Genomic DNA, 23,768 nt, shown 5'->3' with positions numbered 1-23,768 from the left:
TGGACTATCAATCGATATCATTGGACAAAAAGTACTGCTTTCATTAAGACTACATCTATGTAATTTGTTCTTAATAATAAATTAAATCCAACAATCTCAATCAACCGTGATGTGTTGTCATATATCGATACAATTGATATGCGATAGAACTCACTCTTTAAGCATATAAGAGATATTAGTAATAAGCGATAATAGTAAGCCTAGCTACCGTCGACAATTCTTCCCAGTATGACAGTCTCATCCTCAGATTTCTTTATCGTTGGGATTGGTACCTCAGCCGGAGGTATCCAGGCGCTAGAAGAGTTCTTCTCAAACCTTTCTGATCATCCGAATGCGGCGTTTGTAGTTATTCAACATCTTTCGCCAGATTTTCGTAGCATGATGAGTGAAATTCTGCAGCGCAAGACAGCGATGCAGGTGCGTCAGGTGGTCGAAGAGATGCCTGTAGAGGCTGGCATGGTGTACGTGATGCCGCCTGGGAAGAACATGCTATTGCAAGATCGGCAGTTTGTCTTAGTTGATCGCGCTGAGCATCTGAACTATCCGATCAACCTCTTTTTTGAATCGATGGCTCAAAACTTCGCTGAGCGAGCCATTGGAGTGGTGCTAACAGGCGGTGGCAGTGATGGGTCAGATGGGTTGCAGCAGATCAGTAGAGCGGGGGGTGTTGTTTTAGCTCAAACACCAGAGTCGGCCCAGTTTAGCAGTATGCCTATTAATGCGATCGCCACAGGCATCATCGACAAAATCCTCTCTCCCCAAGAACTTGCTAGAGCTGTCTACAATATTGTTCGCTTCACCTATGACCAAAATCAAGGGGAGAAAGCCGAAGCAGCCTTTGTTAGCCCCGATGCACTTCAAGAAATAATTAGCATCCTAGCAGATCAAGCCGACATTGACTTTTCTGACTATAAGACAAATACCCTTCGAAGACGAACACATCATCGCTGTGCGCTCAATCACTGCCGGAATATCACTGAGTACATTAGCATTCTTTCTGAGTCAGCAGAAGAGCGGCAGCTGCTACGACAAAGCTTGTTGATCGGTGCTACTCGCTTTTTTAGGGACGGTGCGCCTTGGGTACGCTTAAGAAATCAAATACTGCCCGACCTCATAGAAAAACAGGAAGCAGGCGGCCAGCTTCGGATCTGGGTAAGCGCTTGCTCTACGGGAGAAGAAGCTTACAGCATGGCGATGACAGTCGCGGATGCGTTGGAGACAGCGAATAAAGAGCTAACAGTTAAGATCTTTGCGACAGATATTGATTCTAAGTCACTCTCTTTCGCGGCAAAAGGCGTTTATCCAGCCAGCATCGCCAACGAAATCACGGCAGATCGCTTAGAGGACTACTTCGATAAAGTCGGAGATATGTACAGGGTTAAGCGGTTCTTGAGAGAGATGCTGATTATCGCGCCGCACGATTTGACTAAAAATGCGGGATTCTCAAAGATGCATCTAGTTAGCTGCCGCAATGTGCTGATCTACATGAATTCTCGCCTTCAGCAGCAGGTAGTGAGACTGTTGCACTTTACACTTGCACCAGAAGGCATTCTATTTCTTGGTGGATCTGAAACGCTAGGTGAATACGCTGAAGATTTTGAGGTAGTCCATGCTGAAAGTAGGCTGTATCGTAAAAGAGAGAACGGGCGAAGGCTACTACCCAACGCCTATGTGCAGCCTACTGCCACAGCGTCTCGATCGCGAAGACAGATCAAAGACGACAGTCAAAGAGATAAACAAATTGTTGAAACTGCGTTTAAGCATGCGCTGGGTGATCGCAAAGTTACTTGCCTAGCCGTCAACCACAATAATCAGCTGCTGCAAATTTTCCACAATTCGGCGCAGCTTCTAGAGCTTGCTATTGGGGAGGTACGGATGGATGTTACTGAGATGGTGCCAAAAGCGCTACGCTTACCCCTAGAAACCGCCCTGCATCGAGCTAAACGTGAGAAAGAATCGGTGACCTATACAGGCATCCCGCTGCCTAAAAACGATACCGTTCACCATATAGATTTAAAGGTAGGCTTTGAGCCAGAAAACGGGCGAGACAACAATCTTTTAGTGGTTATGCTAGAGATTGTTAGTGCTACGCTTGCTGTTGATTCGAGTCCTTGTGAAATCTCGGCGGATGCGGCAGAACAAATCAGTGCTCTAGAATACGAACTTAGACAAACCAAAGAGAACTTACAGGTTACGATCGAAGAATTAGAAACCATCAACGAAGAACAACAGGCTACGAATGAAGAGCTGTTGGCCTCGAACGAAGAACTACAAAGTACCAATGAGGAGATGCAGTCCGTCAATGAGGAGCTATACACTGTTAACGCTGAGTATCAAAGAAAGATAAATGAATTAGTGCAGCTCAACGAAGATATTGACAATCTGTTACGCAGTACAAATGTCGGCGTAGTCTTCTTAGACCGCAATTTGTATATTAGAAAATTTACGCCTGCTGCTGCGGCTGTGGTAAACCTGCAGGCGGGTGATGTCGATCGACCCATTGCTAACTTCACTAATCGCTTAGTGGAAACGAGTCTAGACGCTTTGGCCCGAGAGGTCATTGCTCATGAATCTTTGATAGAGAAAGAGGTCTGCAACGCCGATACCAAAGAATCCCTGTTGCTAAGAGCCTATCCGTATATCAAAGCGGATGGTGAACTAGACGGTGTGACCTTGACATTCTTAGAAGTCACTGAACTAAAGCGGGTGCAGGCAAAACTAGAAGAAAGTAACGCCGTATTAGAAACTGTCTATGCTACGAGTCCAGTAGGATTTGCGCTGCACGATGAGAATCTGCGCTTTGTTAGGCTAAATCAAATGCTAGCAGAGATCGATCAGCTATCGATCGAAGAGCATATTGGTAGGACAATGGCTGAAATCCTGCCGTCTGAAATCGGAGAGCAAGCAATGGCTCTACATCGACAGGTATTAGAAACAGGAAACCCTGTTCTAGATTACGAATTTGAAGGGGCGCTGCCAACCGAACCGGATGCGTATCGCCACTGGCTAGCGAGCTACTTTCCCGTAGATCTAAAGAATGGTCGCCGCTGGGTAGCTGCCGTGGTCAATGAAATCACAGCGATCAAGAAGGTACAAACAGAACTGCAAGATAGCCGTAACTTTGCTCAGAGACTGTCTGAGTCTAATCCTGGCATCATTTACATATACGATATTCCCTCTATGTCAGCGACGTATCTAAACTCCTCGGTGAGTAAGATCTTGGGCTATACCCCAAGAGAAGTTCGTGATATGGGTGATCACATCATCCAAAGACTTGTTCATCCCAAGGATTTCTCTAAAGTCATTCAGTACTATCAGCGATTTATCCATAATCATACAGACGTCTTAGAGACCGAACTCCAGATCAAACACAAAAATGGAAGCTGGAGATGGATAGCGCTTCGCAGCGTGGCTTTTGATGTCGATAGCGCAGGAAGAGTCCAGCAAGTATTAGGCCTTGCAACAGATATTACCGGGAGGAAAACAACCGAAAGGCGGCTGACAAAACAGAAACAAACCTTGGAAAATGCGATCGCGGCGGCCCAGGCTGCTGATTCTGCCAACCAAGCCAAATCGGAATTTCTTGCGAATATGAGTCACGAAATTCGCACCCCAATGAACTTAATACTAGGAACTAGCCAGTTACTAGAGCGCACAGGATTAAACGAAAGGCAGCAAAATCTATTAGAAGTCCTCCAGCGCAATGGACAAACCCTGCTGACTTTAATTAATGACGTGCTAGATCTTTCTAAGTTAGAGGCTCAAGAACTCCACATTGACTGCAAGCCTTTTGATCTTGGGACCCTACTTAAAACGACTTTCGCTAACTTTGCACCTAGCGCAGAGGAGAAAGGACTATCGATAACATTAGAGGTAGATAGCACTTTACCAACCCTTGTTATCGGCGATAGCTTTCGACTACAACAAATATTGCATAATCTACTAGGAAACGCAGTCAAGTTTACAGCAAAAGGAAGTATACAGCTGCGATCGCAACGCATTCAGAGAGCTAAGAACAAAGTAACCGTCCGCTTTAGCGTTACGGATACAGGTGTAGGAATTCACCCAGATGCACAAGAAAATCTGTTTGAGCCTTTCATTCAAGCAGACAATTCGAGCACTCGCCAATATGGCGGCACTGGACTAGGCTTAACCATCTGTCGTCGCATCGTCGAACTCATGCGAGGCGAGATCGGCGTCGAAAGTCAACCTAACCAAGGGAGCACCTTTTGGTTTGTAGTACCGTTAGAGAAAGCGGGAGACAGTGAAGACGTTTTAGAAGCACAAGCCCTTCAACCGCCGGCAGAGGATGCTATCGACAGTAGTCAGGCTCGCATCTTGGTGGCTGAAGACAATATCGACAACCGAGATTTGCTAGTGATGCTGCTAGAAGATATAGGCTACGACAATGTGGTGACCGTAGAAAATGGGCAAGAAGCGCTGAATAAAATCAACGCCGAATTATTCGATCTAATTTTGATGGACTGTCAGATGCCAATAGTCGATGGATATGAAGCGACTAGAAAACTAAGAAAGCAAAACTCTCGCAATAGTAGTATTCCAGTCATTGCAATCACTGCGAATGCCATGAAAGGCGATCGCGACAAATGCCTAGCTGCAGGAATGAGTGATTACATCACTAAGCCCTTTGCCAGTGACGATCTAGAACGTAAGTTAGTGAAATGGGCTCAGCCAGATAGCCCTTGAACTAACGGGAATAGTGAGTAAATTACCAGAACAACAAACACAATCACAATTGCCTTCTTGAAGCGTATGCATCCGCGCTTTGCTATACAGGCGCTTACAGACAAAAGTAAAAAGTAAGTAGGAAGGATGATGCTCTGGGCACCCAGAATCTTCTAATGTTTGAATAAAATAGCGCTGTTTGATTCGAAGGACTTATTTCTTCTTGATTGACGCTGCTGTTTTGATCAGACCCTTACCGTTAGCGGATAGCAATTGATGAGCGCTGTACAAGTTGTGTGGTTCAAAAAAGACTTTCGACTCTTCGATCATCGCTGCTTGACGTTCGCTGCGCAAAAGGGACCGGTTCTACCGCTTTATGTTGTCGAGCCAGACTACTGGGCACTAGAAGATACGAGCTATCGGCAGTATTTGTTCCTCAAGGGCTGTGTAGAAGAAACGATTGAGGCATTAGAAGAGCTGGGTGGGTCGATGGCGATCGCCTCTGGTGATGTAGTAGAGGTGCTCAGTCGACTCCAGAAAACATACGGCAATATCGAGCTTTGGGCACATCAGGAAACAGGCAACAACTGGACGTTTCAACGGGATAAAGCGGTTAGAAAGTGGTGCCAGCAAGCAGGGGTAGCCTTCCATGAGCCGCTTCAGTTTGGCGTATGGCGAGGCTCCAAAATAAACCGCGATCACTGGGCTAAGCAGTGGGATTCGCTGATGGCAGAACCCATCGCATCACTGCCAGAAAGCATCTCTTTTGTAGCGCATTCTGAAGATAGAACGATGCCATCGCCCGAAGTACTAGGGCTGAAGCACGATGGCATCACCGCACTGCAGCCACCCGGTAGAAACGCAGCGCTTCAGGTTCTAAGCAGTTTTTTGTACGAACGCGGCGAGAGATATCGTACAGATATGTCTTCGCCTGTGACTGGTGAAAGTGGCTGCTCTAGGCTTTCTCCATACCTGGCCTACGGTGCGATCTCCATGCGCGAAACCTATCAAGCCACTCAAAAAAGAATTGCCGAAGTCGCTGCTATGCCCAAAGCAGAAAGGGGGACCTGGGCCGGATCGCTCTCTTCTTTTGTGGGCCGTCTGCACTGGCACTGTCATTTCACTCAAAAGCTAGAGCTAGAGCCTGAACTTGAGTGGCTACCCATGGCAAGAGCCTATACAGGCATCCGAGACGACGGCGACCATGCAATTAAGCTACGAGCGTTTGCAGAAGGTCAAACTGGCTACCCCTTTGTTGATGCCTGTATGCGTTACCTGCGCGCGACCGGTTGGATTAACTTCCGGATGCGAGCGATGCTGATGAGCTTTGCTAGCTACGACCTATGGCTGCCCTGGCAAAAGAGTGGCGATGTTCTAGCCAGGCTTTTCACCGATTATGAGCCTGGCATCCACTGGCCTCAATCTCAGATGCAATCAGGCGTCACAGGTATCAACGCTATCCGGATCTATTCACCTATCAAACAAGGGCTAGACCAAGATATAGAAGGGACGTTTACCCGCCAGTGGGTTCCAGAACTCGCCGCACTACCTGACGAAATACTACAGACACCTTGGCTCTTAGAAGGAGAACTCTCGTATCCGCCGCCCATTGTGGAACATAAAGAGGCTGCAGCCTTAGCAAAGTCTAGGCTCTGGGCAATCAAGAAAACACCTGAAGCAAAGAAAGAAGCTGAGCAAGTATACGAAAAGCACGGATCTAGAAAGAAACCTCGTCGCAGAACTTCTTCAAGAAAGGCTTCGGCTACTTCCGCTCAGCGCACAAAAGCTAAGCGTACTTCAAAAGGCAAGGCAAGCGCACAAAAAACGACTGAAAAACTCCCTACAAAAGCTGCTCAGGAGGCTGCTCATGTCAGTTGATATCGGGTTCGCTCAAAGCAGCGGCGATCTGCCTGATAGAGTGACTGTTGCGAATGATCAACCTGTTTTGGGAGAGGGCAACTATGTTCTAGTGATCCTCAACCGAGCCTTACGAGGTGAAGACAACCCGGTCATAGACGCAGCACACCATCACGCGCGGGCGCTGGATTTACCTGTTGTTGTTTACAGCCAGTTAGACGAGCAGATCGATTGGGCGAATGACCGTCTGTTCTACTTTGCTTTGGGTGCGTTTAGAGAATGTGCGATCGCCCTTAGAAAGCGCAAAATCCAGTGCGTACAGACTCTAGAGCGAAAGGATGAGGAAGGGACTATGCGATCGCTGCTCGCCGAAGCCGTCGCCATCTATACCGACGAAGATCCTACCTTTCGAGATAGGGCTAGATTAGACAAAATTCTAGCAACTGCCCATCAAACCGTATTCTTTGTAGACGCCGCTAGACTTGTTCCTGTCCGCAAGCTGCCAAAAGGGCTCAAGACAACCCCTGCTTTTAGAAAAGCGCACGGAGAGTTGAGAGAGCGTTATGCTGAGCTGCGAGCAGCGACCCAAACCAGTCAGATCAAGGCACAAACGCTATCGCTACCAAACGAACACAACTTCGCAGACTACAGCGACGCAGCTCTCAAAGATCTGGTTTCACAGTGCGATATCAATCACAGTATCAGAATCTCGAAAGAGCACCCACCGACTCAAGCAGTCATAGAAGCTCGAGTCAAAATCCTAAAAGAGAAAATCCTTGCCAAATACAAATGGATTAGAAACAACGCAGCACTAGAACATTCCACCTCACAGCTATCCCCCTATCTACACTTTGGCATGATTAGCCCGCACCAGCTCCTAGCTGAAATTGAATCTTCAGAGGTTCCCAAAACTTACACCTGGAAATTTCGAGACGAATTCCTAACCTGGCGAGAATGGTCCCACTATCAGGCCTTCTACGTTCCTAATCTGCATGAATACAGGGCCTTACCAGACAAAGCAAAAGAGACGCTAGAGGCTCATGCAGGCGATCCACGCCCCGAGCTGCAATCAGATGAAGACATTTTGAACGCTCGCACGTCCGATAGTACCTGGAATGCTGCTCAAAACGAGTGGTCGAATACGGGATGGCTACACAACAACCTGCGGATGTACTGGTCAAAACAAATCTTACGCTTTACCCGAACACCAGAAGCCGCCTGGGAAATGGCTTGCTACATCAATGACCATTTCTCTTTAGATGGCAGAGATCCTGCAACCTATGCCTCTATGCAGTGGGCCTTCGGTAATGCGAAAAAAGGCTACAGCGAGAAGGAGATTTACGGATGGGTAGCACCGAAGTCTGACAGAGCTATCTTGAAAAGAGACGGCATGAAAGCATGGATTGAGCAAAGGCTATAGAGAGCCAAATCCCTTCTTTTTTTTGTTCTTCTTTTTCTTCTTTCCACCGCCAGCGCCACGCCAACCGGGCCTAGGCGCCCCACCGAAAGGATTTCTCCCCATCGGTCCGCCACCCATTGGACCGCCGCCCATACCAGGAAAGCTACCGTCAAATCCTGGTAGCCCCATATTTCCTTGGCCCATTTGCTGCATGAGTCCGCGCATCCGCTGAAAATCACTCACCAGCTTGCCGACATCCTTCTCGGCATAGCCAGCACCCTTTGCCACCCGCCGCCGCCGACTAGGCGAACCGGACAACACTTCTGGGTTCTGCCGTTCTTCCATCGTCATCGAATTGATCATGGCCTCACAGCGCTTTAGCTGCTGCTCACCCTGCTGTAGCTGGTCAGAAGAGAGCTTATTCCCCATACCTGGAATCATCTTCATGATGCCTGCTAGTGACCCCATGTTTTTCATCAGTCGGGTCTGCTTCAAGAAGTCATTAAAATCAAATTTCGCCGACAGAATCTTCTCTTGCAGCTTCTCTGCATCGGCAATATCAACTTCTTCTTGGGCCTTCTCTACTAGGGTCAACACATCACCCATCCCCAGAATTCGAGAGGCCATCCGGTCTGGATAGAAAGGCTGTAGCGCTTCAACTTTCTCGCCGACACCAATGAACTTGATCGGCTGCCCAGAAATTCGCCGCACAGATAGCGCCGCCCCCCCGCGCGAATCGCCATCCATCTTGGTTAAGATCGCGCCGGTAATCCCAATTTCATCGTGGAACGTGCGAGTCAATGTGGCCGCCTCTTGGCCTGTCATCGCATCTACAACCAGCAATACTTCATCTGGCTGCGCAACTTCTTTAACCTGCGCCAGCTCGGCCATCATGTCCGTATCAATTTGCAATCGACCCGCCGTATCGATAATGACCGTATCAATACCGTCTGCTTTTGCCTTTTTCAAACCCTGCCGGGCGATTTCCACCGGGTTTGCATCCGCGCCGATCTCAAAGACGGGCACATCGATCTGCTTACCTAACGTCAGAAGCTGATCAATCGCCGCTGGTCGATATACGTCAGTTGCGACTAGCAAAGCAGAGCGTTCTTGCTTGCGTAGATGCAGAGCGAGTTTGGCAGAAGCTGTTGTCTTACCCGTACCTTGCAAACCAGCCATCAAGACAACCGTTGGCTTGTTCTCGCTATCGGCCAAGGGGACATTAGTATCGCCCATAGTCTCCACCAGCTCGTCATAGACGATCTTGATGAACTGCTGGTCAGGGCGAACGCCAGATACCACATCAGCGCCCTGGGCCTTTTCTTTAACATCGGCGACGAAGCCTTTGACCACGTCCAAGTTCGCATCCGCTTCTAAAAGGGCGCGCCGAACTTCTCTCAGCGCCTCTGTAATATTTGCATCCGAAATTTTGTCCTGGCCACGCAGTTTTTTCCAGGCGGATTCAAATTGTTCTGAGAGGGCTTCAAACATAGGAAGTGATCGGGTTATAGACAAAGTTAATTACGTGTTTCTATTCTAAGGGGTTCGGTTCAAATCATCTGATAAGCTGCTGTGTGAGTTGAGTGGTGGAGCCTGAACCGCTGTCGAAGCAAAGATTGTCAAAGCAAAAAGCACCCAACAATCGAACCCTGACAATGAGTACAGCAGAAAAAGTTGCCTATGCAACCAAATTGCTAAGGATAAGTGGCCCCCAGTCAGTAGCCGATATTCTAGATCGGACAATTCATCAAGATTCGTTGACTGCTTTACCGTTGATGCCAGATAGCTTCGTTGACTTGCTGATCGTCGATCCGCCCTACAACCGCCAGAAAGATTTCAACGGTTCGACCTTTAAGGTGATGCCTGAGGCTGACTATCAGATCTGGCTAGCGAGCTGGATGTCCCAACTACCGCGTCTACTAAAGCCAACAGCCTCTATATATATGTGCTGTGATTGGCAGTCATCAAATGCGATCTATCAGGTGTTTTCTAGGCACTTTCAGGTACGTAACCGAATCACTTGGGAACGCGAAAAAGGACGCGGGGCAAAGCGCAATTGGAAAAATGCCTCTGAAGATATTTGGTTTGGCACAATGTCGGACAAGTACACCTTTAATGTGGAAGCAGTGAAGCTACAGCGGCGAGTTCGAGCGCCTTATCGAGACAACGCTGGTAAACCCAAAGACTGGCAAGAAACTCAGCAAGGCAACTTCCGCAACACCTATCCCTCAAACCTATGGACCGATATCTCTATTCCTTTCTGGTCCATGGCAGAAAACACAGACCACCCTACTCAAAAGCCTGAAAAGCTGATAGCCAAGATGGTTCTAGCCAGCTCCAACCCGGGTAATGTGGTGTTCGATCCATTTCTTGGATCTGGAACGACTTCTGTTGTGGCTAAAAAGCTCGGTCGGCACTATGTGGGTATAGAGCAGGAAGAACTCTATGCCTGTTGGGCACAGAAACGATTGGCACTCGCTGAGCAAGATACTTCGATTCAGGGATATACAGATGGGTATTTCTGGGAGCGGAATGTGGGGCTGGGTGATCGCATACCGGCAGTGAAACAGAATCACTAACCCGATCACTTCCCACACAACCTATACGTAAGTGCGCAAAGAAAGCGGAAGAATAGCTTTTAGCCCTATCAAGTTTGGCTAAGCTATTGAAAGCTATTGGATTGGATAAGCAGAGGATGACAAGCTTGGGGGCAGCAGAGGTGAAGTTCTTGCTGAAGCTGCTGGGATGTGACAACTATCAAGTCAGTGTTTCAGAATTAAGTCCTAGCAGCAAAACTAGTCTGGCTGAGTACAGCCGGATTTGTGAGTCGTTGAAATCTAAGGGACTAGTAAATTACAGCAGCGAGATTGCTCGTTTCACAATTGCCCCGCCCGGTAGAACGTTGCTAGCACTAGACACCACTAGCTTGCCGGTGACTCCAGATGAGCTAAAGGTACTAAGAGCTTGCAAAGGATCAATGACGCCTGAAAGTCTAGGTAGTAGAGTCCCCGACAACGCAAAGCAACAGCTCATTAGAAACCTTGCGGAGCGAAGGATGCTGAAGATTACCAAGTCCGTGATTAAGGAAGTCTGGCTAACTACCGAAGGAAAGCAATTCTTGTGTCATGACTATGAGCCCAGTGGGAACTATGTGATTGGCACAGCAGACATAATGGCCCACTACGTGCGCTTTTTGCGTGAAAACTTGGGTCGAGAGGCTGCGCGGCGCTCACCGACTGAGCATCCTAGATAGTTTCTATGTCAGTTGATCAACAGCAAACAGGCTTTGTAAACAAGCTGTCGTTGCACCAATCCCGCCGAAATCAGTCTATTCCTACGCTTTCTACTCTAGTAGGAGGGACTGCAGCAACGCATCTGCTGTGGGTCAGATGGATGCGTCAGACGGGGCGATGTACGGCTGTTTGTACCTACGAGTCACTGCCATCGCTCTTTTGTGCGTGGCTCTCTACAGCTATTTCGTACTGTGACTTGCAGTCCTTAGCATTGACGCGGACGGCTCAATTGGCTGAACGAGAGGTTGAGCAGCTTTCTAAGTGGTTAGCCTACGTGGGTGAATATCAAAAAAATCAATTCTGGCAGCATCTTACTGCTCTGTTTCCTCAGGCTCTTTGGCTAAGAGCACTGATATCACTGGGCATGAATCATCCTGCCAAATGTATGGAGACGCTCACGCTTGAGGGAATCACATTACAAGAAGATGATCCAACTGTGGTTGCTCAAGGTTTCGCTGTTGTGTCTAACCTTCTGCCTGACACCACAATCCCAGGACTCCTTATTCACTTACCTTCTGGTTGCAGCGAGCTATTCTTTCGATACTCTGTCCTGCCAGCTCTAACTCGGTTAGTTGAATCCGTCCCTGCAATCCCGGTTGGCCTTTTGTTTAGTCTGTCGCAATCCGATGAGCTGATAGAGCAGCTACCAGAATCTAGGGAGAAGGCAGTTGTTCGAGGCGGAATGGTAAAGCTAACCACACCGAAAGAAGAGGAGCTGCGTCAGTGGCTGGGCGAACACGGACTACATCAAGAAGATAAGATACAGCCTATTCTTCATGCTGCGCGGCAGTACGGCGCTACCAAGGAAATCTTAATAGCAGCGGTAGGACTTGCTAAGACAGTTAGCCAAAACGAACCTGCTAATAGTAGTGGCGATATCTATCGCAGTCACCCAGAACGGCTTCTGTTTCAATATTTAGAAGCTAGGCCGGCAACTGCCGGACAGTTTCAGGTGAACGCCCAGGTTGATATTACCTTTGGTAATCGCGCTATGGAAGTCGATTTTTTAGCAGACAAGGCCAAAGTCGTTATTGAACTAGATGGTAGCTACCACCATCTGCGATCACTTGATAGCTATCGCCGTGATCGCCGTAAAGACTTTGCCTTGCAGCAAGAAGGCTTCTGGGTTCTTCGCTTTCTTTCTGAAGATGTGATCACTCACCTCGAAGACATCCTCAATGCTATCGACCAGGCCCTAGCCCTGCGGCTAGCTGAAGCGCCCGTTCAAATGGAGACATGATGCGTCCACTAAAACCCATATTCCTCTCAGATTTGATTCTTAGTCGACTGCTCCTGGTAAAAGATGGCGGTTTGACTAAAAGTAAGTTAAAAGATGCTGTAAAGGCGATTACAGCTAGTCAGCTGTCTGCATCAGCCTTGTCTGAGAAACTAGAACAAGCGCTTCTATTACTTGAGAAACAGAGCTACGTTGAGCTAATTGGGAAAGCCCGTTACCAGACTACGGATAAAGGTACTCAGCACATTCTTAGTCTGCTCGGGTTAAAAACGCTGCCGACTAGGTTGCAGTGGACTACCCTCAAAAGTACATACTGGATCGCCTACGCCCTAAGTTTGCCAGCGCTGAGTTCAGAAACCAGAAAGCAGCTAGCTGATGCGGACGGATTACGAGCAGCTATTCTCCAGTCTGAATATGACCTGCCCGTAGAGGCATTCTCGACACTCGTCCAAACCCGCAACGCTCTGCTGTGGCAGCAACTATGCGATCCGTCCGTCAGCCAGAGCTTGCAAGACCAGCTACACCAGCTTAATCAGCAACCATTCAATCAGGGGAACATTATGGGTGCGTTGCTGAATAATCTTTTGCAAACACCCAATTCTTTGAAATGGGATAAGGCTCTCAAACAGCTCGTAGCCAAAGCCATCAGCGCTAGGCGAACTGATCCCAACGAATTGCGCTTAGCGGTGTTGCGTCAGGCGCTCTCGGATACTGTAGCCGAATCAGTCTCTGGTCTTGAGGTTTTAGATCAATCAATATCTAAACCTTCTACTGACCACCAAGAGTTCTCCAATCTGGAGCTTGAGGACTTTTCCAATACCGTATTGATGGCTGCTAAAGATACTGATGAAGGCTGGTTTGGAGATAATAAGGTGTTTATCTCGCGAGTGTGGGAGACGCTGAATTCGCAGCAGCCAGATTGGAACCTCACGCTAGAGGCGTTTAAGCAAAAGCTATTAGAAGCGAGTCGCAAAGAATGGATTCAGCTCAGCCGCGCTGACTTAGGCTATTTGCTCAACGCCAAGGACTTGGCCGCTTCTGAAATTATCTATTTGCAAAGCCAATTCCATTTCATCCGTATCGACTGAGTTCGCCACGAACAAGCTTTTTACTGTCTGGACTTTCCTCTCATAATGACCATAGAACCGCGGCTAACCGTATTTTGCTCTCACCAAGGCTTAGATACTTTTCACGCAATTACGCATCAGCATCACATCTGGCATTCAGATCCTTACGATGTCGACACCATTCATCAGCCGGCTCGATCTGCTTATGAACGCTTACTCAGCAGAGTAGATAGCGGTGTTGCGGATGATTCGGGGCGTATTTTGCTGCTGCTAGGAGAGTCGGGAGCAGGCAAAACTCACCTGATGCGCGTTTTCCGTAATCAAACTCACGGGCGTAATCAGGGATTTTTTAGCTATATGCAGATGACCTCTGCTGTTTCCAACTATGCGCGGTATGTGCTGAGAAGCACCATTGACTCTTTTGAGAAACCTTATTATGAGAACTTTGGCGTCACGACAGGATTGATGAAAATTTCAAACGCTCTGGCAGAAAGCCCTAGCGTGATGACCAAAAGCGAGCTGCATCTATTGAGACAAGAGAATCTCAACCCTTCTGAGCTATTAGGTCTGATCTATCCTGTTGCGGATCGGGTGATAGGGCTAGAGAAGTTCAGTGGTGTGGATTTGGACGTTATCCGAGCGTTGCTGTATCTTCAATCAGGTCAACCGGCTATCAGCGCTAAGGTGCTGAAGTTTTTGCGATGCGAGCCACTAGCGCCCTATGACAGCGACATGTTAGGTGGGATGGCTTCGCGAGATCATGACGACGATCCCTTACGAGTGCTACAGTCTCTAGCGCTTCTGGTTCGAGCGGTGACAAGCGGCGCTTTTGTTATCTGCCTCGATCAGCTAGAAGACATACGCACAATGGAATTTGCCGAACAGAGATTTCAAAGAGCTATTCAAACCATTGTTACCCTAGCTGAAATTCCTAACGTGGTTGTAGTACTCTCTTGCCTAGCCGATTTCTATGAAAGCTTGAAGAAGCAACTGCCTACACCCTATGTTGATCGTTTGGAGCTAGATCCTACGCCTGTCACACTCAAAGCGCAAAGAACGACCGATGAGGTTCATCTGATCATTGAAAAACGATTGCAGCACCTTTATGATGCAGCCGATATTGACATATCAGATATTCAAAATTCTTTGTATCCTTTTCCATCGGGAACAGTAGATAAACTGGCAAGCTTGCCTACTAGACGTGTTCTAGATTGGTGCCTGCAAAAGAGAGAAGAGAGCATTTCTACAGGTAAGCCTCCTGAGCTTGGTCCTAGCCTAGGCCCAGACCCAGACCCGGAGTTCACAGAGCTCAGCCAGCTTTGGAACGATCATTCAGCTGGTACCTTTTTACCACCTGAGAGCGATCACGACCTACTGCGCCTTCTAGGCAACAGCATCGTACAGTGCGCCAAAGAACTAGGTGACAGCTATTGTTTTACAGTGGACAAAAGCGGAGACTATCTCACAACTGATATTCAGATAGGACAAAACCCAATTCAAGAATCCCTGCTGCTTGGGCTATGTCAAAAGTCATCTGCTGGGGGTGCTTTATTACGACAGATCCAAGCTTTTGAGAGCGCTGCTAGTGGCTACATTCCAGTAATTCTTAGGACCACAGAATTTCCGGGCAACCCTAGAACACAAACTGCTGCGAAGATAGGTAGTTTCATCAGCAATGGTGGCCGCAGAGCTATGGTTGTAGATTCTGACTGGCGCAAAATGATAGCGCTTCAAAAGTTTCGGGAACTTCATGGTTCCCGGACTGACTATCAGCAGTGGTTGCAAACAGAACGGCCGCTGTCTCAGCTTCCCTCTATCCAAGAAATACTTAAGTTGAGGCAACTGATAGTAGAGATTCCAAACTCACCGCCCACGGCTATACCTGCATACCCTAGTCCGACTCGCGAAACTAGCTCTACAGAACCACAACCAAAAAGACCCGCATCTTCTTCGTCCTATACAATCAACTCTTCTCCACCCAAGCCAGGTTCAGCCATCCTACTAGGTCATACCCGCACATCTGTGCCAACGTCGGTAGAGATCAAACCAGAAGCTCTGGTGCGGCACGGTGCCTTTCTTGGTGGCTCCGGCAGTGGAAAAACAACGCTAGCGCTAAGCCTAATTGAACAGCTACTGCTGCGTGAAATTCCAGCAATCTTGCTTGATCGCAAGGGTGACTTATGCAGCTATGCAGATCCTACGGCTTGGAACAAGCCCAACAGCGATCCTCAAGTTGCTGTGTCTCGTCAACTATTACAAGACAAGATAGAGGTTTCTGTCTACACACCTGGAACCATCCCAGGACAAGGTCGACCGTTGAGCATTGCGATCGCACCTCCTGGCTTAGGTCAACTGCCCAGCGGCGAACGCCAGCAAATTGCCAACTATTGTGCAACAGCAATTGGAGGCATCTTGAACTACAAGCAGTATGGTCAAGACAAATCGCGCGTAGCTATTTTAGGGCAGGCGATCACAGTTCTTAGCGAATTACAAATCGACAACCCACTTAGCATCAACCGACTCATAGAATTCATTGCAGAAGAAGATCCATTGTTAGTAAACGCGATCGGCGTTCTAGATCCAAAGCACTGCAAAAAACTTGCCGAAGATCTTCAGACACTCAGCCTAATGAGAGGTCATCTATTCAATAGTCAATCAGAGCAACTATCAGTCGATCGACTATTGACTAGTCCAACATCTGAAAAAACACCTCTATCGATCATCAATTTGGGTTCTTTAGGCGACAACGACAACATTCTTTTTTGGATCTCTCAGTTTTTGCTCGATCTCAACCGATACGCTCAGAAACATCCCTCAGGAAAGCTGCAAGCAGTGGTCCTATTTGATGAAGCCGATCTCTATTTACCAGCGCAAGGTAAACCATCTACTAAAGAGCCGATGGAAAGTCTCCTAAAGCGGGCTCGTTCGGCTGGGATCGGAATTCTATTGGCAACTCAAAGCCCCGGTGACCTAGATTACAAATGCCGTGATCAAATTTCCTCTTGGTTTGTTGGGAAAGTAAAAGAAAACACAGCACTCAAAAAGCTGAAGCCAATGCTGAGCGAAGCCAAAATTGACGTTACTAGCAAGCTAGCCAATCAAAAGGTTGGTGAGTTCTTTGACATTCGCGCTGGCAATGTCACGAGTTTGAAAGCTAACATGTCGCTGGTCAGAGCAGAGCAAGTGCCTCTTGAGGAGATTAAAAAGATAGCAGCCCAATCTCAATAGCCAAACTACGATCTGCTAGGTGATGTGTTCTACTTTTTGAGTAGAGGGACAGACTAAATTCTCTTATCAAGACGGCCTATCGGCAGGTTGGTGCGGGTGACAGCTTCGTACATCACAGTCAGTCGTTACGTTTTCTATAAACTGGTCTACCCTAAGATAGTCATCTCCAACGCATTGTGCATAATATTCTCGTCAAGCACACAGGCCTTCTCAGTTGTCTGAATCTCATACAGGGCTAGAGTTCGGGGCGAGCGTTTGAGCCGTGGTAGGGACAAAGGAAAACGCTAAGCCTCGTTACAACAGTTGGCCTGTTGCCAACTGCTAAATGAACAAATTGTCACACGACTTTGTACCTCCGTAGAACGAAGATATTAGCAAAATAAAAGTAAGGTAAATTTCCTTTCTCTTCGGATCTCTTTTCTACCAATAAGCGCTAGGCTTTACCTATTCTATTGAGTTTAGTCAATACATCACTGCTGCGATCGCGTCAGCGAGACACAGACAGCAAAAACTACATACAAACCCAAAATAATTTAGTGGTGGTGGTGCAATCAGTGAACACGAAAAGTACGAAAATCAGTCGGCTAGAGCAGTTAGGGTTGGCGATCGCAGCTACCTTTATGACCGTGGGCTGCACCGAATCGCCCATAGTCGGCAATCTACTCAACAACGAAAATCTTGCTCAAGCAGAGGTCACTCAGATATCGAGTAATCCAAGCACTCCAAGTTCGATAGCGGACGCTGAACCTGTTGAGTTTGAGGTATGTGCGGCAGTCGATAGCTGGCGAAGACCTACTGAGAGCGAGCAGGAAAAACAGCTTAGCCAGAATGGTAGGTACGCTGAAGCGCTCAACAGCGATCACTCAGAAAGTCCATCAAAAATGGCATCTAGTCAATTCTGGGATCATCGCATTATTAGCTTTACCACTTATGGTCTCAGCGCTCGGATAGAGCCCATCAGCTTGGCTGGACTGTGGACCGTAGAAGATCAGCTATGGGACTGCTACGAACCCGAAGTCACTGCCGAGATCAATGAAGGTGATCGCGCTGAAACCTGGCTTCTCAACCAGCAAATTACCCGCTTGCAATGGGATGGCAGCAGCTACGTGATGATCGTAGAGCCAGTCTCAACCGGGATGCAGGTCGTTCAATTCGAGCGAAGAGACCGCTCGGAAACTTTGCCACTAACCGTTGTGAGTGTATCGGGACAACCCATTGAGGTGACTTCTGGCGACTGGCAGTAGAGAAAATTTATCTCACCGTCCCATCTTGCGTTTAAGCTCGTTGAGATCTTCTTCTGCTTCCCACTGACGAAAGGTTTCATCTAAAGGATCGAAGGCTTGATTCCCCGTGTAGGTGGTTTGATTCCAGCCAGCGGTCCCCCAGTCGGTATCTGCAGATTGAGCGGCCCTTTGAGCAGCCTGTTGAGCTGCTGCCTGAGCAATCTTTGTTTTGACTTCTTGGCGCTTTTTGCTAACGCGCTGCCGCAGCTGTGTCGTTTGGGTGATGCGCTCTTTGACGCTTTTCATCTGACCCCACAGATGATTGCCTCTTCGTAGTAGGGCAGCTTCTCTTTCTTGAGCAGGGCCAACGAGATCTTGCCGATTAGCGGCTTTTGCCTTCTCAATGCGTTTGTGCCATTGCTGAATGTCTTGCGCGGTATCTAGAATATTGCTTTCTAATTCCTTTTCACGTCGCTTTAGATTGGTTAATAGTCTAAGCGCATCTTCTTCTTGCCCGCGTAGCTGATCTTCTAGCGCCCGTAACTCTAGATGGGGGTTAGCTCTCAAGAACTCGTCTAGCCGAGTTTCTAGAAAACGGCTGAGATCGTCGAATAAGCTCATAGGATTGGTCAAAGAAATTAGAACCTTTGACCAATATAAACTGAGCGCACTTCATCGTTGCGGCGAATCATAACGTCTTTGCCATTCACACCGACCAGCGTCCAGTTGGACAAACCGATGCGATCGCCTACATAGGCCCGTTGCGAACTGCCATCGACTTCAAATAGTGCTGCTGAGCGATCGCCTAAATTCAATACGCCCACCAGCGCTAATTCCGATCTCGGCGTCACATCATTTAGCGCAGCCGTTGGGGCGACAGCAGAACCTACGGCCAAATCAACGCTAGGAGGAGGTAATGACTCACTACTAGCAGGCACGAGCGGAATAGAAGAGATTCCGGTAGTTGGTGGGTCGGGCGGCAAGGCCATGGCCGTACTAGATTCTAGAACAGGAATAGTAGGACGCTGTGGCAGGCCAGTCGCAGCGGATAGTGCAATCGGCGGTAGCGCAGCCGTTGCCCGAGCGGAGGGAGAGTTTGCAGCTACATTATCTTGCAATCGACCATTTTGATAGGTCGGCACAGAGACATGCTCAACATTAGGGGGGTCAATCACTACAGGGGGGTCAGTCACTACACTGGGTAGCTGCGGCAATCCGTCAGCACCAGCAGCACTACTGGCAGCAGCACTGATTGTAGGTAAGGTCTTAGGCAAATCGAGAGCAGGAACCGGAGTGATAGCAACTGCCTGAGCCGCTATGCGCTGACTCGCACTGACAGTTGCTAGTGCCTTTTCTAGATAAGTTAGAAAATCCGCATCAGAGACAGCAGCCGGCTCTACAACAGGATCTGAATCTAACGGTAACTTTGTATCAAGCGCAGCGCTAGCAGTCCAAAGTCCTAGCACACCCGCAATGATGACTCCCACCGCGCCCATCGTTAGATAAAGTAGTGACGCTCGCCAGTGTTTGAAGCTAGAGAGGGTCTGAAAAGGCCGAGATAAAGTCTTAGTGGTAGAATTCGAGTTAGGGGAGGGTGGATAGAGAGACACTAAAACTGGCTGAACAGCAGGATCAAGCTTAAAGCTATTCGTGTTTGCGCTCGGTATGCCCTGACTTGAAACACTATCTGCACTTGAAGCACCATCAGCAAGTGGATAGCCAGATGTCTGCATACTGCTTTGAAGGATACTTACAAATGACTGTTCAAACCGAGTGGCAGGCTGCTCCCCTACCTGATAGCCAGTTCGGTAGCTTGATGATACGCAAGGAACAGGCGACAAGGAACTGAGTATCGAGGAACTGAATGATGAGCTACTAGAAGGACAGGCGGCGATGGCCGTTTCGTAAACATCTGCGGCACTTCGAGCAGGGAAGTGAGAAGCTGGTTGAACGATGGGGGACGTAGGCGCAGGAGCGAGTTGGGAGTGCGGCCTAACGAGGGGCTCATAGTCACTAAGATCACCGTTTAAGAGCCGGTCAACGTCGCCAAAAAGATCGTCCATCAGGCTATCGCTGTACGAATCGATCATCGGCTCACTAGACTGTGTTGCCAGACCGACAGCAGCATTGCTGGAGATAGAACGGCTATTCGAGATCGAGATTCTAGTAGATAGAGTAGACCTTGGCATCAAGTTTTCTGGTGATGTTCCTTGCGAGCTAATTTTGCCCGAGCGCTCGACAAACCTATCAAGTTTCAATGTTTAGCTCGAATGAGAACCAGTTTGGTTGAGGATCTCTCGACAAGAAGCTCCTTAAGACTATGCCCTTAAGACTATGCCAGTTACTAAGCTCTGTTTTCTTCTGCCGTTTCTAGCGCAGGTACTTGTATTATCCGATTAGTCAAGTGGGGCATAAAAATGTATGGGCGGTTTCAGTGCTTCTCTAGGTGAAATTGCAAAGGTGCTTGGGGTAGCACCACAGGCTTGTGTGGAGATAGAAACACAAGCTATGGCAACAGGAGTAACCACAGATACACGAACGGTACAAGCTGGCGAGCTGTTCGTAGCATTAGTCGGTGAAACTTTTGACGGGCATGAGTTTGCTAAACAGGCGGTGGAAAAAGGCGCGATCGCAACGATTGTCAAAAAAGGCGTCTTTTCTAAGACAGTAACTTTGCCACGTATAGAAGTAACCGATACGCTCGCAGCCTATCAAACCTTAGGTCAGTGGTGGCGATCGCAATGTGCCATACCGGTTGTCGCAATCACCGGGTCAGTCGGTAAAACCACCACCAAAGAACTGGTCGCAGCGGCACTCTCTCAATTCGGAACCGTGTTTAAAACGCGAGCAAACTACAACAACGAGATTGGCGTACCCAAGACGCTACTAGGCCTGACAACCGAGCACGATTATGCAGTGGTCGAGATGGGAATGCGTGGCTTAGAAGAAATTGCGCTACTCACCCAGATTGCCAAGCCAACGGTCGCGCTGATCACCAACGTAGGAACAGCGCATATCGGCAGGCTAGGATCAAGAGCGGCGATCGCCCAGGCTAAATGTGAACTGCTAAGAGAATTACCCACTGATGGAACGGCTGTTCTGAATCATGACGATGCCCGGTTGATGTCTACTGCGGCTAGATTCTGGTCTGGGACGCAAATCACTTATGGGCTCGAAGGCGGTGATGTACGCGGCCAGATAGCAGGCAGCGATATCATCGTTGACGGGGTAAAGATTCCGCTACCTTTACCGGGTCGTCATAATGCGCTGAACTTATTGAGCGCGATCGCCACTCTTAAAGCGCTTAATCTCAATTGGCAGCAGCTCTCGCAAGGCTTCAGCGTCCCCATGCCAGCTGGGCGATCTCAAAGACATCAACTGCCCAACGATATTCTGTTGTTAGATGAAACCTATAATGCTGGAGCCGAAGCTACGATCGCCGCCCTAGAGCTATTAGCAGATCAGCCAGGCACTAGGCATATTGCTGTACTTGGTACTATGAAAGAGCTAGGAACTCAATCGGTTGACTTACACAGACTTGTCGGTAAAACCGTCGCCGACCTAGCACTCGATCAGCTCCTGATCTTGGCTGATCCCATTGAAGCTAAAGCGATGGCCGACAGCGCTAGATCAGTGCCTAGTCAGCAGTTTGACAATCATGATCAGCTAGCCCAATGTTTGAAAGCTCAGCTTCAGGCAGGCGATCGCCTTCTTTTTAAAGCTTCGCGCTCAGTCGAAATGGACAAAGTCGTCGATCAGCTTCTAAAAGATTTCATGGTTGATACGTAGCCTAGTAGCCTAGAATTAACAAGTATTTTTCACACCTCTATTCCTAAGAGTCAGCGCTTTGTGGTGCTAGTCCTTTCTAACCAACAGCTATTAGCTATGTACTCTCACGCTGAACGGGTATATCCCGAAGAGTGCTGTGGGCTTATGGTTGGTACCCTCGACGCTTCTCAAGCCCAACCCTTCAAAAGGGTCGCTGAGTTAGTGGCGCTCGACAATAGGTGGACACCTGATGTCATTGAATCTAATGCTGTTGAGCCAGGTAGTGACCCAGGGCGCTCAAGGCATCTCTCCAAACAGCGACGCTACTGGATAGATCCTGCGGACATGTTACGGGTGCAGAAGCAGGCAAGAAATAAAGGCCTCAACATCATTGGGGTTTACCACTCGCATCCAGATCATAGAGCGGTGCCTTCAGAGTGCGATCGCGCTCTAGCCTGGCCTGACTACGCCTATACAATTGTGTCAGTTCAGCGTGGCAAGGCAGTTGATGTTCAAAACTGGGCACTAGACATCGCCCATCAGTTTCAACCAGAAGCCATGCAAATAGCGCCCTCTTCAGCAACAGATCGAATGCCGCTCTCGGCTTAAATAATTGTCTTACCACTACTCACGCTCTCTAGCTGCCGTCAGCTGCAATAGGTTTGTGATTCACAGTATGTAATCACCGCCTCAAATCCAGACTCCAAGCCCCTTTATCCATTCACCATGCTGAATCCAAACTTGGATGATATCCAACTAACCAAACATGAGTACGAACGCTACTCGCGGCACTTAATTCTTCCCGAAGTTGGCCTCGAGGGTCAAAAAAAGCTCAAAGCTGCCAGTATCTGCTGCGTCGGTACAGGCGGGCTCGGTTCACCGCTTCTCCTCTACTTAGCAGCAGCAGGTATCGGTCGTATCGGCATCGTTGATTTTGATGTAGTCGATCACTCCAACCTCCAACGCCAAGTCATCCACGGCACTTCCTGGGTTGGCAAACCGAAGATCGAATCTGCCAAAAATCGTATTCTCGAAATTAATCCCCATTGTCAGGTAGATCTCCACGAAGTTCGGCTCTCTTCTGACAACGCCTTAGAAATCTTTGAGCCCTACGACATTGTTGTAGATGGCACCGACAACTTTCCTACTCGCTATCTGGTCAACGACGCTTGCGTTCTCCTAGACAAACCCAACGTCTACGGCTCAATCTACCGCTTTGAAGGGCAAGCCACCGTCTTCAACTACGAAGGGGGGCCCAACTACAGAGATCTCTACCCCGAGCCACCACCGCCGGGGCTCGTTCCTTCCTGCGCGGAAGGCGGCGTGCTAGGAATTTTGCCAGGGATGATTGGTGTTATCCAAGCGACTGAAACTATCAAGATTATCCTTGGCAAAGGCAACACGCTGAGCGGCAGACTTCTGGTCTACAACTCTCTGGACATGAGCTTTCGAGAGCTAAAGCTACGTAAGCCGCCCGAAGAGCACCGCGCCGTCATCGATAAACTGATCGACTATGACCAGTTCTGCGGCATTCCCCAAGCAGCGGAAGCAGAAGCCAAAAAACTATCCGAAATGTCGGAGATGTCTGCCACAGATCTTAAAAAACTCATCGACAGCGGCTCAGACGACTACTTCTTACTAGATGTTCGTAATCCTAATGAGTACGAGATAGCTCATATTCCGGGTTCGACCCTAATTCCACTTGGTGAAATCGAGAACGGGGACGGCGTACTTAAACTCAAAGGCATGCTCAACGGTCACAAACTAGTTGCCCACTGTAAGATGGGGGGTCGCTCTGCTAAAGCGCTCGCTATTCTAAAAGAAGCTGGGATTGAAGGGACTAACGTCAAAGGTGGCATTCTCGCCTGGAGCCGAGAAGTCGATCCTTCTGTCCCTGAATATTAAACGCTGACTAAACGTCAAGTTTTACTCATTCACTCTGAATTAGAAAGGCTTGCAAACCGCGAGCCTTTTGTCATCTATAGCCACAGACCAGCTAGGACAATCAAC

General features: G+C 48.5%; 15 protein-coding genes. 12 read left to right on the top strand and 3 right to left on the bottom strand.

From position 1 onward, the window contains the following. Nucleotides 1–228: 228 nt before the first annotated feature. From S7335_RS06360 to S7335_RS06350, 3 genes are all read left to right on the top strand, one after another. Nucleotides 229–4,707 (top strand): chemotaxis protein CheB, encoded by a 4,479-nt coding sequence (locus S7335_RS06360; protein WP_006457207.1) that lies wholly within the window; start codon nucleotides 229–231, stop codon nucleotides 4,705–4,707. 255 nt (nucleotides 4,708–4,962) lie between these two features. Next, nucleotides 4,963–6,564, top strand: coding sequence for an FAD-binding domain-containing protein (locus S7335_RS06355; RefSeq protein ID WP_038015784.1), 1,602 nt, complete (start codon nucleotides 4,963–4,965; stop codon nucleotides 6,562–6,564). Further along, a complete protein-coding gene (locus S7335_RS06350; protein ID WP_038015781.1) occupies nucleotides 6,554–7,963 on the top strand; it encodes a hypothetical protein in 1,410 nt (469 codons plus the stop codon). Before S7335_RS06355 ends, S7335_RS06350 begins: the two co-directional genes overlap by 11 nt. Here the strand turns inward: S7335_RS06350 and ffh are convergent. Beyond that, nucleotides 7,958–9,433 carry a signal recognition particle protein gene (ffh, locus tag S7335_RS06345; RefSeq protein WP_006454126.1) on the bottom strand — a complete coding sequence of 492 codons (1,476 nt, stop codon included), beginning with the start codon at nucleotides 9,431–9,433 and terminating at the stop codon, nucleotides 7,958–7,960. The genes S7335_RS06350 and ffh overlap by 6 nt on opposite strands. Nucleotides 9,434–9,597: 164 nt before the next feature. Between ffh and S7335_RS06340 the strand changes: the two genes are divergently transcribed. The 6 genes from S7335_RS06340 (at nucleotide 9,598) to S7335_RS06315 (ending at nucleotide 18,011) form a co-directional block, all read left to right on the top strand. Continuing rightward, nucleotides 9,598–10,521, top strand: a complete 924-nt coding sequence (locus S7335_RS06340) for a DNA methyltransferase (protein ID WP_050765791.1) — start codon at nucleotides 9,598–9,600, stop codon at nucleotides 10,519–10,521. 116 nt (nucleotides 10,522–10,637) lie between these two features. Next, entirely contained in the window at nucleotides 10,638–11,195 is a 558-nt protein-coding gene (locus tag S7335_RS06335; protein WP_050765789.1) for a hypothetical protein, read from the top strand. 5 nt (nucleotides 11,196–11,200) lie between these two features. Continuing rightward, complete coding sequence (locus tag S7335_RS25780; RefSeq protein ID WP_006455287.1) at nucleotides 11,201–12,475, top strand: endonuclease domain-containing protein; 1,275 nt, start codon at nucleotides 11,201–11,203, stop codon at nucleotides 12,473–12,475. Next, the gene (locus S7335_RS06325) at nucleotides 12,472–13,560 is read left to right on the top strand and encodes a hypothetical protein (RefSeq protein ID WP_227499955.1); all 1,089 of its coding nucleotides are present in this window, start codon (nucleotides 12,472–12,474) and stop codon (nucleotides 13,558–13,560) included. The genes S7335_RS25780 and S7335_RS06325 overlap by 4 nt, the downstream gene beginning before the upstream one ends. A gap of 45 nt (nucleotides 13,561–13,605) precedes the next feature. Next, nucleotides 13,606–16,767, top strand: coding sequence for a helicase HerA domain-containing protein (locus S7335_RS06320; protein WP_006456860.1), 3,162 nt, complete (start codon nucleotides 13,606–13,608; stop codon nucleotides 16,765–16,767). Nucleotides 16,768–17,219: 452 nt separating this feature from the next. After that, nucleotides 17,220–18,011 (top strand): hypothetical protein, encoded by a 792-nt coding sequence (locus tag S7335_RS06315; RefSeq protein WP_006455467.1) that lies wholly within the window; start codon nucleotides 17,220–17,222, stop codon nucleotides 18,009–18,011. A 12-nt stretch (nucleotides 18,012–18,023) separates the two neighbouring features. On the opposite strand, the gene S7335_RS06310 is transcribed toward S7335_RS06315, so the two are convergent. Next, nucleotides 18,024–18,611: a TIGR04376 family protein gene (locus S7335_RS06310; RefSeq protein ID WP_006455277.1), complete on the bottom strand. Its 588-nt coding sequence runs from the start codon at nucleotides 18,609–18,611 to the stop codon at nucleotides 18,024–18,026. Nucleotides 18,612–18,628: 17 nt separating this feature from the next. Next, the gene (locus tag S7335_RS06305; protein ID WP_038015775.1) at nucleotides 18,629–20,179 is read right to left on the bottom strand and encodes a hypothetical protein; all 1,551 of its coding nucleotides are present in this window, start codon (nucleotides 20,177–20,179) and stop codon (nucleotides 18,629–18,631) included. Nucleotides 20,180–20,411: 232 nt separating this feature from the next. Here S7335_RS06305 and murF point away from each other — a divergent pair, with 232 nt between their 5' ends. The 3 genes from murF to moeB all read left to right on the top strand — a co-directional run bounded on the left by murF (nucleotide 20,412) and on the right by moeB (nucleotide 23,663). Next, on the top strand, nucleotides 20,412–21,779 hold the full coding sequence (gene murF / locus S7335_RS06300) for a UDP-N-acetylmuramoyl-tripeptide--D-alanyl-D-alanine ligase (RefSeq protein ID WP_006457057.1): 1,368 nt from the start codon (nucleotides 20,412–20,414) through the stop codon (nucleotides 21,777–21,779). A 60-nt stretch (nucleotides 21,780–21,839) separates the two neighbouring features. Then, nucleotides 21,840–22,367, top strand: coding sequence for a M67 family metallopeptidase (locus tag S7335_RS06295; protein ID WP_006457143.1), 528 nt, complete (start codon nucleotides 21,840–21,842; stop codon nucleotides 22,365–22,367). 117 nt (nucleotides 22,368–22,484) lie between these two features. Then, a complete protein-coding gene (moeB, locus tag S7335_RS06290) occupies nucleotides 22,485–23,663 on the top strand; it encodes a molybdopterin-synthase adenylyltransferase MoeB (RefSeq protein WP_006457265.1) in 1,179 nt (392 codons plus the stop codon). Nucleotides 23,664–23,768: the final 105 nt, after the last annotated feature.

The sequence above is a fragment of the Synechococcus sp. PCC 7335 genome (assembly GCF_000155595.1).
Taxonomy (GTDB): Bacteria; Cyanobacteriota; Cyanobacteriia; order Phormidesmidales; family Phormidesmidaceae; genus Phormidesmis.
Note: the sequence above shows the minus strand (reverse complement) of the source record. Positions and strands in the feature narration are given on the sequence as shown.

Bases quoted from the DNA above. Each gene is read 5' to 3' on its own strand.
- S7335_RS06360 (WP_006457207.1), top strand. From the start codon at position 229: ATGACAGTCTCATCCTCAGATTTCTTTATCGTTGGGATTGGTACCTCA.
- S7335_RS06355 (WP_038015784.1), top strand. From the start codon at position 4,963: ATGAGCGCTGTACAAGTTGTGTGGTTCAAAAAAGACTTTCGACTCTTC.
- S7335_RS06350 (WP_038015781.1), top strand. From the start codon at position 6,554: ATGTCAGTTGATATCGGGTTCGCTCAAAGCAGCGGCGATCTGCCTGAT.
- ffh (WP_006454126.1), bottom strand. From the start codon at position 9,433: ATGTTTGAAGCCCTCTCAGAACAATTTGAATCCGCCTGGAAAAAACTG.
- S7335_RS06340 (WP_050765791.1), top strand. From the start codon at position 9,598: ATGAGTACAGCAGAAAAAGTTGCCTATGCAACCAAATTGCTAAGGATA.
- S7335_RS06335 (WP_050765789.1), top strand. From the start codon at position 10,638: ATGACAAGCTTGGGGGCAGCAGAGGTGAAGTTCTTGCTGAAGCTGCTG.
- S7335_RS25780 (WP_006455287.1), top strand. From the start codon at position 11,201: ATGTCAGTTGATCAACAGCAAACAGGCTTTGTAAACAAGCTGTCGTTG.
- S7335_RS06325 (WP_227499955.1), top strand. From the start codon at position 12,472: ATGATGCGTCCACTAAAACCCATATTCCTCTCAGATTTGATTCTTAGT.
- S7335_RS06320 (WP_006456860.1), top strand. From the start codon at position 13,606: ATGACCATAGAACCGCGGCTAACCGTATTTTGCTCTCACCAAGGCTTA.
- S7335_RS06310 (WP_006455277.1), bottom strand. From the start codon at position 18,611: ATGAGCTTATTCGACGATCTCAGCCGTTTTCTAGAAACTCGGCTAGAC.
- S7335_RS06305 (WP_038015775.1), bottom strand. From the start codon at position 20,179: ATGCCAAGGTCTACTCTATCTACTAGAATCTCGATCTCGAATAGCCGT.
- murF (WP_006457057.1), top strand. From the start codon at position 20,412: ATGGGCGGTTTCAGTGCTTCTCTAGGTGAAATTGCAAAGGTGCTTGGG.
- moeB (WP_006457265.1), top strand. From the start codon at position 22,485: ATGCTGAATCCAAACTTGGATGATATCCAACTAACCAAACATGAGTAC.